24 protein-coding genes are annotated in these 13,275 nt (G+C 42.3%); 15 read left to right on the forward strand and 9 right to left on the reverse strand.

Annotation, left to right across the window (positions count from 1 at the left end):
* Positions 1-21: 21 nt before the first annotated feature.
* From MKP07_RS19465 to MKP07_RS19480, 4 genes are all read right to left on the reverse strand, one after another.
* Entirely contained in the window at positions 22-189 is a 168-nt protein-coding gene (locus MKP07_RS19465) for a hypothetical protein (protein WP_240848660.1), read from the reverse strand.
* Positions 171-743: a hypothetical protein gene (locus MKP07_RS19470; protein ID WP_240848661.1), complete on the reverse strand. Its 573-nt coding sequence runs from the start codon at positions 741-743 to the stop codon at positions 171-173. The genes MKP07_RS19465 and MKP07_RS19470 overlap by 19 nt, the downstream gene beginning before the upstream one ends.
* A complete protein-coding gene (locus MKP07_RS19475) occupies positions 688-1,203 on the reverse strand; it encodes a hypothetical protein (RefSeq protein WP_240848662.1) in 516 nt (171 codons plus the stop codon). Before MKP07_RS19475 ends, MKP07_RS19470 begins: the two co-directional genes overlap by 56 nt.
* Before the next feature lie 101 nt (positions 1,204-1,304).
* Positions 1,305-1,496 carry a hypothetical protein gene (locus MKP07_RS19480; protein ID WP_240848663.1) on the reverse strand — a complete coding sequence of 64 codons (192 nt, stop codon included), beginning with the start codon at positions 1,494-1,496 and terminating at the stop codon, positions 1,305-1,307.
* A gap of 413 nt (positions 1,497-1,909) precedes the next feature.
* On the opposite strand from MKP07_RS19480, the gene MKP07_RS19485 reads away from it, so the two are divergent.
* The 11 genes from MKP07_RS19485 to MKP07_RS19535 all read left to right on the forward strand — a co-directional run bounded on the left by MKP07_RS19485 (position 1,910) and on the right by MKP07_RS19535 (position 8,446).
* Entirely contained in the window at positions 1,910-3,046 is a 1,137-nt protein-coding gene (locus tag MKP07_RS19485) for a hypothetical protein (RefSeq protein WP_240848664.1), read from the forward strand.
* A 32-nt stretch (positions 3,047-3,078) separates the two neighbouring features.
* Positions 3,079-3,894, forward strand: coding sequence for a type II secretion system protein GspD (locus MKP07_RS19490; RefSeq protein ID WP_240848665.1), 816 nt, complete (start codon positions 3,079-3,081; stop codon positions 3,892-3,894).
* A gap of 5 nt (positions 3,895-3,899) precedes the next feature.
* On the forward strand, positions 3,900-5,117 hold the full coding sequence (locus tag MKP07_RS19495) for a hypothetical protein (RefSeq protein ID WP_240848666.1): 1,218 nt from the start codon (positions 3,900-3,902) through the stop codon (positions 5,115-5,117).
* A 9-nt stretch (positions 5,118-5,126) separates the two neighbouring features.
* Positions 5,127-5,291 carry a hypothetical protein gene (locus MKP07_RS19500; protein WP_240848667.1) on the forward strand — a complete coding sequence of 55 codons (165 nt, stop codon included), beginning with the start codon at positions 5,127-5,129 and terminating at the stop codon, positions 5,289-5,291.
* Positions 5,288-5,527 (forward strand): hypothetical protein, encoded by a 240-nt coding sequence (locus tag MKP07_RS19505; RefSeq protein WP_240848668.1) that lies wholly within the window; start codon positions 5,288-5,290, stop codon positions 5,525-5,527. Before MKP07_RS19500 ends, MKP07_RS19505 begins: the two co-directional genes overlap by 4 nt.
* A 147-nt stretch (positions 5,528-5,674) precedes the next feature.
* Complete coding sequence (locus tag MKP07_RS19510) at positions 5,675-6,058, forward strand: hypothetical protein (protein WP_240848669.1); 384 nt, start codon at positions 5,675-5,677, stop codon at positions 6,056-6,058.
* A gap of 11 nt (positions 6,059-6,069) precedes the next feature.
* Positions 6,070-6,582: a hypothetical protein gene (locus MKP07_RS19515; protein WP_240848670.1), complete on the forward strand. Its 513-nt coding sequence runs from the start codon at positions 6,070-6,072 to the stop codon at positions 6,580-6,582.
* Between the two features lie 30 nt (positions 6,583-6,612).
* Positions 6,613-7,212: a hypothetical protein gene (locus tag MKP07_RS19520; protein WP_240848671.1), complete on the forward strand. Its 600-nt coding sequence runs from the start codon at positions 6,613-6,615 to the stop codon at positions 7,210-7,212.
* A gap of 35 nt (positions 7,213-7,247) precedes the next feature.
* Positions 7,248-7,544 carry a hypothetical protein gene (locus tag MKP07_RS19525; protein ID WP_240848672.1) on the forward strand — a complete coding sequence of 99 codons (297 nt, stop codon included), beginning with the start codon at positions 7,248-7,250 and terminating at the stop codon, positions 7,542-7,544.
* 36 nt (positions 7,545-7,580) lie between these two features.
* Positions 7,581-7,901, forward strand: coding sequence for a hypothetical protein (locus MKP07_RS19530; RefSeq protein WP_240848673.1), 321 nt, complete (start codon positions 7,581-7,583; stop codon positions 7,899-7,901).
* A gap of 77 nt (positions 7,902-7,978) precedes the next feature.
* Positions 7,979-8,446, forward strand: coding sequence for a hypothetical protein (locus MKP07_RS19535; protein WP_240848674.1), 468 nt, complete (start codon positions 7,979-7,981; stop codon positions 8,444-8,446).
* 158 nt (positions 8,447-8,604) lie between these two features.
* On the opposite strand, the gene MKP07_RS19540 is transcribed toward MKP07_RS19535, so the two are convergent.
* Positions 8,605-8,778 (reverse strand): hypothetical protein, encoded by a 174-nt coding sequence (locus MKP07_RS19540; RefSeq protein ID WP_240848675.1) that lies wholly within the window; start codon positions 8,776-8,778, stop codon positions 8,605-8,607.
* On the opposite strand from MKP07_RS19540, the gene MKP07_RS19545 reads away from it, so the two are divergent.
* The 3 genes from MKP07_RS19545 (at position 8,777) to MKP07_RS19555 (ending at position 9,686) form a co-directional block, all read left to right on the forward strand.
* Positions 8,777-9,010 (forward strand): conjugal transfer protein TraF, encoded by a 234-nt coding sequence (locus MKP07_RS19545; RefSeq protein WP_240848676.1) that lies wholly within the window; start codon positions 8,777-8,779, stop codon positions 9,008-9,010. The two genes, MKP07_RS19540 and MKP07_RS19545, sit on opposite strands and share 2 nt — an antisense overlap.
* A gap of 151 nt (positions 9,011-9,161) precedes the next feature.
* Positions 9,162-9,425, forward strand: coding sequence for a DUF2024 family protein (locus tag MKP07_RS19550; protein ID WP_240848677.1), 264 nt, complete (start codon positions 9,162-9,164; stop codon positions 9,423-9,425).
* A gap of 12 nt (positions 9,426-9,437) precedes the next feature.
* On the forward strand, positions 9,438-9,686 hold the full coding sequence (locus tag MKP07_RS19555) for a hypothetical protein (protein ID WP_240848678.1): 249 nt from the start codon (positions 9,438-9,440) through the stop codon (positions 9,684-9,686).
* Positions 9,687-9,853: 167 nt separating this feature from the next.
* On the opposite strand, the gene MKP07_RS19560 is transcribed toward MKP07_RS19555, so the two are convergent.
* From MKP07_RS19560 to MKP07_RS19575, 4 genes are all read right to left on the reverse strand, one after another.
* Positions 9,854-10,567 (reverse strand): aminotransferase-like domain-containing protein, encoded by a 714-nt coding sequence (locus tag MKP07_RS19560; RefSeq protein ID WP_240848679.1) that lies wholly within the window; start codon positions 10,565-10,567, stop codon positions 9,854-9,856.
* Entirely contained in the window at positions 10,498-10,854 is a 357-nt protein-coding gene (locus MKP07_RS19565; protein WP_240848680.1) for an aminotransferase class I/II-fold pyridoxal phosphate-dependent enzyme, read from the reverse strand. Before MKP07_RS19565 ends, MKP07_RS19560 begins: the two co-directional genes overlap by 70 nt.
* Positions 10,855-10,915: 61 nt before the next feature.
* Positions 10,916-11,278, reverse strand: a complete 363-nt coding sequence (locus MKP07_RS19570) for a GntR family transcriptional regulator (RefSeq protein WP_240848681.1) — start codon at positions 11,276-11,278, stop codon at positions 10,916-10,918.
* 211 nt (positions 11,279-11,489) lie between these two features.
* Positions 11,490-11,942 carry a hypothetical protein gene (locus MKP07_RS19575; protein ID WP_240848682.1) on the reverse strand — a complete coding sequence of 151 codons (453 nt, stop codon included), beginning with the start codon at positions 11,940-11,942 and terminating at the stop codon, positions 11,490-11,492.
* Positions 11,943-12,789: 847 nt separating this feature from the next.
* Here MKP07_RS19575 and MKP07_RS19580 point away from each other — a divergent pair.
* Positions 12,790-13,275 (forward strand): RNA polymerase sigma factor, encoded by a 486-nt coding sequence (locus MKP07_RS19580; RefSeq protein WP_262919824.1) that lies wholly within the window; start codon positions 12,790-12,792, stop codon positions 13,273-13,275.

Consider the following 13,275-nt stretch of genomic DNA (forward strand, 5'->3'; position numbering starts at 1 on the left):
TTTGGTCGCTCCATCCTCATATTATGGAAGTGGGATATTCATGGAAGATTTCTTTTCTAGATTTTTTAAGCGGTTGAGTATTTCTTCTTTTAATTTTACGTTCTCCTGCTTCAACTCTTCTATCTCTTTTTGCGCGGTTATAGCATATAAAGTCAGCTCTTCTATTTTCTTTAAAAGCGTAGCATCCATTTGGCCCAGCTCATATCCTTCGTTCTTTTGTATTTCGGTGGCAGATGGTACTTCGGGTAAGTGACCCTTCTCTTTGATATGAGCTTCAACTTCTGCCAGAGAACGTAATTGGTAGGAGGAAGAAATACATAATCGGCCCAGCCGGATACCTGCTGGATTTTCAACTCGCCTGCAATGACCTTTCCTTTTACACCCAACGCATAACCATCGGGTACAATAGTTGTGTTAATGCCCACTTTATCAGCGGCAAAATCTCCGTAAATCAGTGGGGTAGCATCACCAGAGTTTTCAATAAACAGCTTGTTGGAGAAATTGTTGGTAAAGCCGGCAGCGCTATTGCCAATAAAAACATTGCTGCTTCCTGTATTGCCAAAGCCTGTATGGTTGCCAATAAAAACATTACCCGTTCCGGTTGCTAAATGCCCTGAACGATTGCCTAAGTAAACATTACCAATGCCAGTTGTATTTGATCCCCCGGCATCATGCCCGAAGAAGCAATTACCTTCGCCGGTGGTAGTATTGCTTCCTGACGCGTATCCAAAAAGAATTGCCATTGGCTTTATTGCTGTATCCGCTAAAACTTCCGAAAAAAGCATTTTTTATATTAGTTCCCGGCCCCGTACCGTTGCTGTTTTCACCTGCCCATGCTCCGAAAAAACTGTTTTGACTGCCGTAAATCGTGTTTTTCCCCGAATTGGCTCCAAAAAAGCTATTAGATTCTCCTGTTGTGTTGGAAAACCCTGATTGAACACCTGCAAAAGTATTATAAGAACCAGAATTGCCGGTGGAAGGACCTCGGCCTGCTTCCCTCCCAAGGTAAAGGTTAAAGGAGCCTGTAGCGTAGTAACCTGTATACGGGCCCATATATACATTATGACTACCATTACCTGAATTTGTACCGGCAGCGGCTCCAACAAATGTATTGGCTGTCCCCAGGCTAAAACGTCCTGCAATAGTTCCAATAAATGTATTGTCAGGTTGATCAACCAGGCTTGAACCTGCATGATGGCCCACAAAAGTTCCATTCCAACCTGTTAAGTTAGAGCGACCAGCAGAACTTCCTACAAATGTATTGGCAAAACCACTGGTGTTCGAAAGGCCTGCCTGGTAGCCTACTAAAACGTTATTATTAGAGGTGTTGCCCGAAGTTTTTCCTGCTTCATAACCAAAATAGCTGTTGCCGGAACCTGCAGTGCGGTGCTAGCGCCGTAGTAGGTGACATCCTGAGCATTTACTGAGCTTGTATTAATAAGGCCGGTGATGGCCGTAAGCGCAACGGCTAGCAAGGGCAGTTTTCTTTGATTCATAAGTGTTGTTTTTTTTATATTGTTGTGTATATAGATAGTCCTTTAAAATAATGTTTCAATAAATAGAAACTGTGATAGAGATAGCATAAGCATTTACCGCAATTGTCCAGCTGGTATTTACATACATGTTAGCAGCCAGCCTGTTGATAAATGGGGAATGCTTGTCCTTTTACAATAAGAGATTGTATAGTTGAGCAGTGTCATTTCTTCTCATAACGGTTAACTAAACCGCCACTAAAATATTGAAAATATTTTGTTTGTATAGGTTTTATGAAGCACGATAATAATTTTACGAATTTTTAGTTCTTATCCTAAGCTTTAATCGTCGATTTTCTGCTATCTTTATCCGGTGGCTTTTAGAATTACCTCCGGTAATATCTTTGCTGCTATTGAGTTAACTGGTTAAAAGAAAAATGACAGCACTTACAACCAAGACCTTATGGAAAAAAACGCTGACCTTAGTACTACTATTGTCATGCCTGCTTATTGTTGAGGTACAGGGACAAAATACTGACCGACTTACCAATATCCGTTACCGTTTAACCAACCTGGCTTTTGATTTACCTGGTTTAAATCAGAAGATCGAAATGAATGTGGCAAACGTTTCTATTGCCGACTTTATGCGTGGACTGGCACAGTCGTATAAACTGAATATTAATATAGCGCCGGATGTAAAGCAAACCATGACCAATCATTTTTCAGGTGTTACGGTACAGGAAGTATTGCTCTTCCTGGCACAGCAATACAACCTCGATTATGATTTCCTGGGTGTGATCATTAATATACGCAACTGGCGCGATCCCCGGCTGGACCTGCCGCCACCGGTTAAGGAACTAAAAGTTACCTATAATGGTGCCGAGAAGAAAATAACCCTCGACCTGCAGAATGATACCTTATTGCAGGTAGCTAAAAAAATTACTCAGCTGAGCGATGTAAACGTGGTGGTGTTACCTAATGCTTTTAATAAACCCATAACAGCTTTTATAAAGGATATGCCGGTGGGCAGTGCCATTGAGCAAATGAGCTGGAGCAACCGGTTAAAGTTTAATAAAACTGATGAGCGTACCTATGTGCTGGAGTCGCTGGCAGATGATGAAGAAATTGTAACGAAGAATGCCGGCCGGTTGAACCCTAATTATACCATTGCCCGTACCTCTAATTCCAAAGCTGGTGCAGGCGATAAGGGTGCTCCCGGAAGGCTATCGGTAGATGCAGAACAGGTGGGTAACGAAAAGTTACTGAATATAAGCGCAGTTAATACGCCATTAAAAGACCTGGTAAGAAATATTTCTGAGCAGGCTGGTGTTGCCTATTTCGTATATGCAGAACTCAATGGCAATGTAACGGCAGAGGCCCGGAACCTTACCTATGCACAGGCTTTACAAAAAGTATTGCTGGGAACGCCGTATTCTTTTGCGAAAGAGAGTGAGGTTTATATGATAGGGGAGCGGAGTTTTGAAGGAATTAAAAGCCAGCGCCTTGTACAACTACATCATAGAAGCGTAGACTCTTTAAGCTATTTTTTACCGGATGATCTGAAAAAGATGTAAACCTTAAGGAGTTTAGCGAGCTCAATGCCTTTTTGGTAACCGGCCCTGAGCCGCAGATCAATAAAATTGAGGCCCTGATCAGGCAGGTGGATCGCAAAGTGCCCATGGTGACTATTGAAGTAATAATTATGGATGTTACCAAGGGCCGTACTACTGAAGCAGGGATAAAAGCCGGGTTAAGAGCGCCCGGAGATTCGATACCGGTGGGCGGAACCATTCTGAATGGTCTCAACTTTACCATGAGCTCGCGCAGCATTAACCGCTTTATCGACCAGATAGGTTTAAATAATGTATTTAACCTGGGTAAGGTAACGCCTGAGTTTTACGTGTCGTTAAAAGCCATTGAGCAGCTGGAAAATGTAGAAGCACGACAAACGCCTAAATTGTCTACTCTGAATGGCCATACTGCTAACCTGAGTATCGGCAGCACCCGCTATTACGCGGTGTCTACGCAAAATACACAGGGCGCTTTAAATCCGAATACCATTGTAACACAACAGTTTTACCCGGTAGAAGCAAACCTGGCATTAAATATCAGGCCTTTTGTTTCGGCCGACGAGGATGTGACTTTAAGTATGGAAATGGATATTACCAACTTTACGGCAGAAACAAGTATTAATACGCCGCCGCCTACGGCTACCAGCAAATTTAATTCCACCATCAGGGTTAAAAATGATGATATGGTATTACTGGGTGGCATTGAGCGAACCGAAAAAGGCGAGAGCTCATCGGGCATCCCCTTTTTATCCAGGATACCAGTATTAAAATGGATATTCAGCTCGCGCACCAACCGTAATACCAAAGTAGTTTCTATTGTTTTTATAAGACCCACGATCATTTATAATTAACACCGGTGATCCGCTATATCCGAAATAATATTATCACGATCCGCGAGGCTATTGGTCTCGACATCCACTTTATGGATGAAGGAAACCTGGTAATAAGCGGGGTACACCTTAAAGCGCAGAAGGGTAAGGTAGTTAAAGTAAAGGCCATTGAGCGTATCGCCAACTTTAAGGATTTACAATTGCCCAAAAATATTCCTGTGGCGGTAACCCTTAATGGTAAGGGCATATTGATGCGCACCAATAAAGGGAAAGCAACTGAAAACCTGGTGAGCAGCTGGTTCCCCGGTGTTAATCCGCAGGACTTTGTATACACACTGCATGATATGGAAGGGGAGGATAATATGGCCTATATCGCCCGCAGAACTTTTGTAGAAGATGTGATAAAGGAAGTAAATGAAGCGGGTATCAGGATCGTGTCTCTTACACTGGGTACTAACCCGCTAAACATGGTGTTGTCATTTATGTATCGTGGCCCGATCGAATTGAGCACTCCCACTTTGAAACTGGATATTAATGATAAGAAGATCATCAGTGTACAACAGGAGCGCTACCCGCATGCGGTTTATAAAGAAATTGAAATAGGCGAAATGCATTATAATACCAACCAGGTATTAGCCCTGGGCTCTGCGCTGAGTCTTTTATCAGTACCGGCAGATCGGGTGCATAGTGATATCAAAACATCGGAGATCAGCTATTTGCAGAAGGATTATGTGTATTATAAATTGTTCCAATTCACAGGCTGGGCCGTTCTGATCACTTTGCTTACCTTGTTGTTGGTTAATTTCTTTGTATTCAATCATTATTATACAAAAAATAATGAGCTGGTGCAAAGCAATTCCCTGATAGATGCGCAGCTGAATAATAGCCTGGAAGATAATGCGCAGGTAGATTCTTCCTATAATTTTTTCATGCGCTCTGGCTGGAACCGTATTACAAAGCATGGTTATTTTGCCGATCGGATCGCAGCCCTGGTACCTCCCACGGTAAGTTTAACGGGTTTGCAGGCAGCGCCTTTACAGGAGAGTGTGGGGATGAACGACTATATTTTCAGCCAGGATAAGATATGGGTATCGGGCACTTCTGCCGACCCTACCGAACTGGAAACATTTAGCCGCGCCTTAAAAAATATAAACGGCGTGCAGGGCGTTGCCATAAAGAATTATGTATACAAGGCCGAAATAGGTGCTGCTACATTTTTAATAGAAATAACAACAGGCTCTTAGAAAAAAATCATGCTGAAGTATTTTGACATATTGCAAAAGAATGATTACCGGGGTAAATGGCAGCTGCTCATGTGGTCGCTATTACCCTTGTTGTTGATCTGCTACCTGCTGGCTTTTAAAAAACATTTCGAACTATCAGTGATTTTAGTACCAACCAGCAAAAGGCACAATTGAGCAATGTAAGGAAAGACAGTGTATCTATTTACGATTCGAAATTAGCTTCAGTCAATAGCTGGAAGAAACAGTATATGTTGGATAGCAGCATAATGGATGCCCAGGTGATTGCAGCCATCAATATGAGTTGCGATGAGCTGGCCCTTCAATTTAAAGAATACAAGCCATTGGGGTTAAGCAGCCAGCATGTATGGACCCGTATGTTGAAAGTGGAGGGGCTTTTCACAGTATTTTGAAACTGGTATATGAGTTAGAACAAACCAATAAAATTTGCAGGGTTACCTCGCTTGATTTTCAAAAAAGAAAGGAAGCGGAGAAGAGCCAGACGAATTGTATTGTACTTTTTATATACAAAATGTATTAAAACAGTAGTATTAATAATAATGCGACATTACATCTTTATACCCATCATACTAATACTGGCAGTAGTGACCACGCTGCTGGGTTGTGAAGATATTTTTGAAAAAGATATCAGTAAAGAACAAGTAACGCTGGTGGGGCCTGCAGATAGCGCAGTATCCACTGATACCCTGCAGAAATTTGCCTGGGAATATGTGGGTCCGGTAGCTAATTACCAGTTACAGGTGGTAACACCTTCTTTTAATAATATTCAAACACTGGTAGCAGATACTATAACGCCCTACAACCTGGTAGAGCTTAAACTAACAAGGGGGCGGCAATACCAGTGGCGGCTAAGGGGTTTAAATGGCTCTTCAAGTACCGTTTATAGTTACCCCCGTACGTTTACGATTAAGGAAAAAGAATAAAATATACCTGATTGAAAAATAATCCCAATACAAAGTATGTGCTGATCGGCCTGGTAGTGCTGATCTGGGGATTGATTATTTATAAAATTATAGCCGGTTTATCGGGTGAGGATACGGTAGCGCCAACAGCATCGTTCAAGCCACCGGCCAAAATTAATGCAGACACTGCCTATCGTTTACTGAACAACGCCTATCCTGATCCTTTCAGCAATGAAAACATTTTTGAAGAGATTGAAGAAGATACGGTATTGTCTGCCGGTGCAGTTAACCCTGCAGCACTTGCCGGAGTGCCAGCTTATACGCCGCCACCCGTAGCGCCGCAGCCGCCGGCAATTAAATACAACGGTTATATCTATAATCCTGCCACTAAAAAGAAAACAGCCTTAATTACCTATAACGGCCGTTCGATGGTAGTAAGTGTTGCCGATATGCTGGATGAAAAAACCAAAGTGCTGAAAATTGATAACCAGGAACTGGTGGTAACGGTGAAGGGGGAAAGGTTTGTGATAGGAGTGGGTGGCTAACAAAGTAATAAATAAACACTAAAATAGCTTATGAGACGAACAATTGTAGGAGCAGTGCTCCTTGCCATGGCATCTGTAAGCCAGGCCCAATCTAATATTTATGAAGTTAACGGTAATGTGGGTATTGGCACAGCTAGCCCGGGAGCAAAATTTGATGTAAACGGAGCTGCTGTTGTGCGTGGAGATTTACTTACAGGGAGTATACTCGGAAGTGTTAGACAGGGTCCGGATATTGGTGGCACACTCATGCTTGAAAATAGCTCCAAGACCGCTAACGGTGCAGCCAGTAGGTGGAATATTTATAATATGTCTGGCAGCTACGGTAATAGTTTACAGTTTTGGGCTTATGATAATTTAGGTTGCCAGGTTGGTGGATTATGTAACAGCAGGTTCACAATAATGGATGACGGTAAAGTTGGCATTGGAACCACTTCTCCTGCTGCAAGTTTACATGTTGGTGTACGTGAAATCACAGAATTGAGCAACGAAGTCAGTATTGACCGAATTGCAATCCAACCTCCTTATCATACGGGAGGCCCCTGGTTTATTAATGTTAGGGATAAGGACGATAAGGCGTATTTGGATATGGGACAAGCAAAATTTACACTATTGATCATTCTGGCAACATAGGCATTGGTACCACCTCTCCTGGTGAAAAGCTTACGGTGAATGGCAAGGTTCATGCAAAAGAAATTAAAGTTAATAATAGTATTTGGCCCGACTATGTATTTCAATCTTCTTATAATTTGATGCCTTTAAATAAAGTAGAAGCATTTATTAAAACCAATGGTCATTTGCCTGAAGTGCCTTCAGCAAAAGAGGTAGGCGAGAAAGGTATTGAGGTAGGCGCTAACCAGGCTTTATTATTAAAGAAAATAGAGGAGCTGACCCTGCATATTATTGAATTGGAAAAGCGAATCGCAGTACAGGAAGGTAAGTCTGGTAAAAGAAGCAGGAGGTAGAACGTATTTGTATGAACACCATTAAATAATAAAATTATGACCAGGATCTTCATTTTTGTTTTTTCATTTTTGAGCAGCGTGCTTGTACATGCGCAAAACGGTTTTTATCCCAGTGTTCTAAAAATAACTTCGTTTGATGGCTCACCCGACTATTTTTACATAAACACGAATATCCCGGCTAACGATTCACCCGCCCCTCAATTGCATATTACCGGTTATAACTATGCTCACCCCACCAATAAAGCTGTAGATATAACTTTAGGCTGGTACCATTATATTGGTAGTTTTTATTGGACGCAGTACCATAGCACCCGGGATATTCCAAACCGGCCAGGGTTCGTATCGGCAAGTACATAAATGGCTCGGGCATTACCTGCATTAGAATTGAAATAGCCAATAACGGCGTATACTGGTCACATTATAATATTGGGGCAATGGATAGATCAGGCTTTCCTGATTATTATTCGGGCTGGACCTATGACGTGGGCGAAATGCCTGCCGCTACTACGGCAATCACCACGGTTCCTTTGCAGGCAGATATGGCAATACAAGGTAAACTAAGCATAGGGGATAGCGCTGTTGTACCAGATGGTTATAAGCTGGCCGTTAGGGGGAAAGTGGTAGCAGGAGAATTGAAGATCCAGGATATAGGTAGCTGGCCTGATTATGTTTTTGACAGTAGCTACCACTTAATGCCGTTACAGGAAACGGATCGGTATATCAAAACCTATAAACATTTGCCCGGCGTTCCTTCTGCCCGCAAAGTGAAGCAGGAGGGGCTTGAAGTAGGCGCTAACCAGGCTTTATTATTAAAGAAAATAGAAGAGCTGACCCTGCATATTATTGAACAAGATAAACGTATCAGGAAGCTTGAAAGCAGGCTTGAAAAAGAACCCCGGTAAACCTGGTATTACCGCGCAGCTCCTTTTTGAATATACCTCTAATGTTGAATTGTGGACCGGCTGGAAACCTTAGGTATCTTGTTGGTAGCAGCCTTGCTTTGCCTCATAGCATCAGGTTGATAACTCAATAGGCCTGCAACACCTGGCCTGATCAACGCTTAAATAAATAGCCTATCTGATTGTATTATTGAACTGGTCAACTTCTTGTTGGTAGCTTTTCCCAGGCCATTACTGGTCCAGTCCTGTAATATGGCCATGGTCCAGTATATAGTGTTAGGAGTCCCAATTAGTTTTGTATCGGCAATGAAGCCACACTTAAAATATTCAATCATGAACAAATCAATTTTTTACCATGCAGGTTGCCCTGTATGTATCAGCGCTGAACAGGAAATCGTTAATCTGATAGGAGCCAACAATGTAGAAGTAGTGCACCTGGGTGAGAAAAGGCAGCATATTGAAGCCGCTGAAACTGCCGGTGTGAAATCGGTGCCTGCATTGGTTACACCAACCGGCAATGTGCTGCACATTAATTACGGCGCGTCTATGGCGGATGTTAAAGGCTGATATTCGCCAATACAAAGGTAAAATAAGGGGTCACGACCTTGTAAGGATCCCTGAGAAATACAAAATATTAGCCGTGATGGCGGGAGCAGGCTTTTAAATGCTTGCCGAGCTTTTACTGGTTGTTCCTGCAGCGTTATCTAAAAATGATTATATGAAAATCAGTGTTTGGGATACATACGTAACAAAGAAAGATGGAGCAATCATGCATTTTGATATACTGGTTCCTGATGCCGTTAAAAGCCAGGACGAGGTTTGCAGTTTTGGAAAGAATTACCTGCGGACCAAAGGCCAGGAAAGCCAAAGCCTTACAGCCAGTGAATGTCAATTCTGTCATATAGAAGAAGCCACAGAAGAAATGACTGCTTCAATTGAGCAGCGGGGCTACCATATCATAGAAATGGAAGGTTGTAACTAAATCTTTTTAAAAATGGACATTAGAAATACACTGGCTATCAATGGTGACTTCTGCGATATATTGGTTGATTGCCAGGAGCACGGCAGTAAAATAGCCTTATTGCTGGATGAGAACGGTATTGTGCGAAAAGAAGGTTTTATCAAAGAAATGGTTTGGGATGATCCGGTTCCATTTATTGAATTAAAGGATGGAGCTAAAATAGAGCTAGCGACTATATTGGCTGTAAATGGTGTTTTCGTACCGTCTTATTCCGAGTGTTAAAAAATTAGTTGATGAAATTAAAATCATTGGCTGCCTTCTTAGGTCTGCCTGATGTAAATGACAGGAGCAGGCAGTAGGACCTGGCTATCAACATCAATATAGACGGATATGCTGCTAACTTGTTTTCTGGTGAAGTGCCAATATTAAGGGGCGTACAGCGTATGGCTTTAGTGAGCTGCAGGTAAATGAGCGGCTAATGCTTTGATGGCTTCGGTAAGGTCTTTTTCTGACAGGGAGCCGAACCCGAAGCGTAATCCATTTATTGAGCTGAGATCGCTATAGTGATCTGGCGGGAGCATTTTGATTCCTTTGGTCATCAATTCGGCTGAGATCTTTGGCCAGTTTACTTTTGCCCTTGGTTCAATCCAGAAAGCAAGTCCGCCATCAGGTAACCTGTAATATGCCTTTCCGGCGAGGTGCCTGGCCAGCAGGTCATCAACGAAATCTCTTTTAGCTTTGTAATGACTGGTGGCCTTGCGTACATGTCTCTTAATGGTTCCGTCGTTGATCAATTGTAAAACGGCTTGTTCCATAATTCCATCTCCCTGAACATCTATGATCTTACGAAGCTCACCCACCTTCTTAAGTAATTCAGGGTTGCTGCATACCAGGTAGCCTATTCGTAAAGCGGGCGCAACAATTTTACTCATCGTTCCGATATAAACATAGTTCGATAGTTCGGGGAAGCTGGATACCGGGAGCAAGGGGCGATAACCATAATGAAACTCGTTGTCATAATCGTCTTCAATAATGGTAAACCCGTATTGGTTAGACAATTGTATCAATTCTAACCGGCGCTGTAAACTTAGCGTTACGGTAGTCGGGTATTGGTGATGTGGGGTGATATAGATGGCTTTGATCTTCTTTTTCGGGCAAGGCATGCGACTACTTCATCAATCACTAAACCATCCTGGTCCACACGAATGGGAAGTAATTCGGCTCCGGCATTTTCGAAGGCTTTCCAGGCGGGCTTATACCCGGGATTTTCTACCATAACAAAGTCGCCTTTTGATAGCAGGCATTGTGCCACCAAATACATGGCCATTTGACTACCCCGGGTAATGCATATCGACTGATGATTGATCTGCATGCCTCTCTGGTGATTGAGCATGCGCACTATAGCGTTGATAAATTCGGGATCTCCCAGCTCATTACCGTATCCCATCATTTGCCAGCGGGCGTTACGGTTAAAAATCTGGCGATAAGCCCGGCTAACGGAAGTACGGGCGCTATCTTGCTATCGGGATGCCCGTCGTCGAAGCTGATCCTGTATTTTTTATGAAGTGTTTCTTTTGGAGGCTGTGCAATTTTTTTGGAGTTGACCAATCACCTGGTAAAATATCTGCAACAAAAGTTCCTTTTCGTTCTTTGGAAACGATCCACTCTTCATTCAACAGCAGGTTTAAGGCTTCTACAACAGTGTTCCTGTTTACTTTTAGCATTTCAGCCATTAGCCTGCTGCCGGGAAGCGCTTCGCCGGTTTTCAGTCTTCCGGATTGTATGTCGGATATGATAGCGTCTGCAATTTGTACATAAATTGCCTTTTCATTTTGTTGATCTAATCTGATATCTAATTGCCAGGGTCGAAGCATTGGACTATTTGTTGGAGTTGGTTTGTTGTATTTAGCTAGTCCAAAGATACAGGTATCTCGTATTTAATAGTATGTCTATTTTAACCCACTTAACCTTTGTTACTTTAAAAGACGGGCGATCCGTATTCGTTAAAGCCGTGTGCACCGCTAAAAACAAAAAAGGAGAAGATAGAAATCCCCTCCGTTGTTTTACATGAGAAAAAGATGAAGGTTATTGATCCCCTCTTTTATATTTTGAAACTACTTCAGTATCGCCCGTGCTATTGGCGTTGATATGAGTGTAGTGTTTGTTGTCTTTTAAAACGATACGGTAGTTAACGCCGTTTTTATTGCTTACTTCAGTTACGCCATGAATTTCTTTTCCCGGGAAAGCAGCCGTTACACCGGCTAATACAACAGGCGAAAGTTTGTCCTCCTTATAATAACGAATGGTCTGGATCAGGTTGCCTTTAGTATCGAAAGTAGCGCGGGTCTTTACATCATTAGTGGTAAAGAAAGCTTCTGTACTGTTTGCTGTTTCGCGCCAGGTAACATTAACCGCACTTTTAAATATAGATACGAAAGTGGCCTGGGCTTTTTCGGTTACTGTTGGTTCTACAGGTGAAGCGGCAGCACTAAATGTGATCGTTAATAAAGTAGCGGCGGAAAGAATTAAATTTTTCATTTTATTTTTTTGTTCCTGCCCTCAGGAAGGGTAGTTATTAGTAATTGTTTCACAAACATACATTGGCAACGGGCTCTGGCCCAATACCATAATGGCGAACCACATCAAAATTGCCGGTGAACAGCAGTTTTTTGAGGGCGAATACCTGCCACTTCGGCAATGTTTTGTTTATTGCAAACGCTGTGTTATTCCTTTTAATCGTCGACAGCTACCCGATTGAAAAGCTGCCTGTCTACGGAGATGGTTTTATGATTGTATTTTTTTGAACGGTACGCTACATAGCGCGATCAGATCAAATTATTGATGGTGATTATCTGAAAGCTTCGGACCGCTCAGCCTGCGAGTAGCAGATGATTTTTGTCGATGGCTGTGCTGGCCCCTGCCTCTTGCAATGATTTGTTAACGTCACCGGTTTAGGGTATGGGGAACTTGTAATGTCGGGGCTCGGTAAAATGGCATTAAGAAAATGTAAAGTATTTGTGCGACGGATATAGATAAGTTACAAGCCCGGTCTTCTATGAGCTCCTCGAATAAATTGTAATACTTTGGATTTGTTCTTGTTGGATCCTGCGCGGCTGAATTGTGTTCTGTCAGAATTTTTTGTCTGAATAATTTTAACAGGTAGTACAGGTTAGTAAGCGTGAATTCTGTAATACCGGGTTGCATCACGAAAGGGTAAAACCAAAGTATTAGATCAGTTAATTGATTTTTAAAATGAATCTGCTATTTTTGATGGTAACAACAACTTGCATTTGAAAAATCAACGATTGTACGAATTATCGCTGCGCATTGCGGAGCATGATGATGAAATGGCTTTTAAGGAGCTGTACAATTTTTTTATTTTGATCTGACTGCCTTTTCCCGTTCTATCCTCAACAACGAGCAGGATGCGGAAGATGTGGTAGTTAATGTATTTATTCGCCTGTGGCAAAACCGTAAGACCATGGGTAGCATCAAAAATATTTCAGCCTACCTTTACACTGCAGCCAAATATGCTTCCATTAATGTGCTGAAATCCAGGAAAGAGATCAATAATATTGATATTGATGACCTGGCGGATACCTTTCAATACAGTTTTACCAATCCTGAAACAGAGCTGATAGATCGAGAGAATATTAAGAGACTGGAGGATTTATTGAACAATTTGCCACCCAAATCCCGGCTGGTCTTCTACCTGGTTAAAGACAAAGGGCTTAGTTGTAAGGAGGTAAGTATTTTATTGAATACTTCCATCCGAACGGTGGAAACACAATTGTATCAAACGATAAGGAAAATTACCGCCTGGCTGGGTCGCGAAAATATCCATCTCAAAAAGCGATCAGAAAATTCTTAA

The organism is Paraniabella hibiscisoli, from assembly GCF_022512515.1.
GTDB classification, from domain to species: Bacteria; Bacteroidota; Bacteroidia; order Chitinophagales; family Chitinophagaceae; genus Niabella; species Niabella hibiscisoli.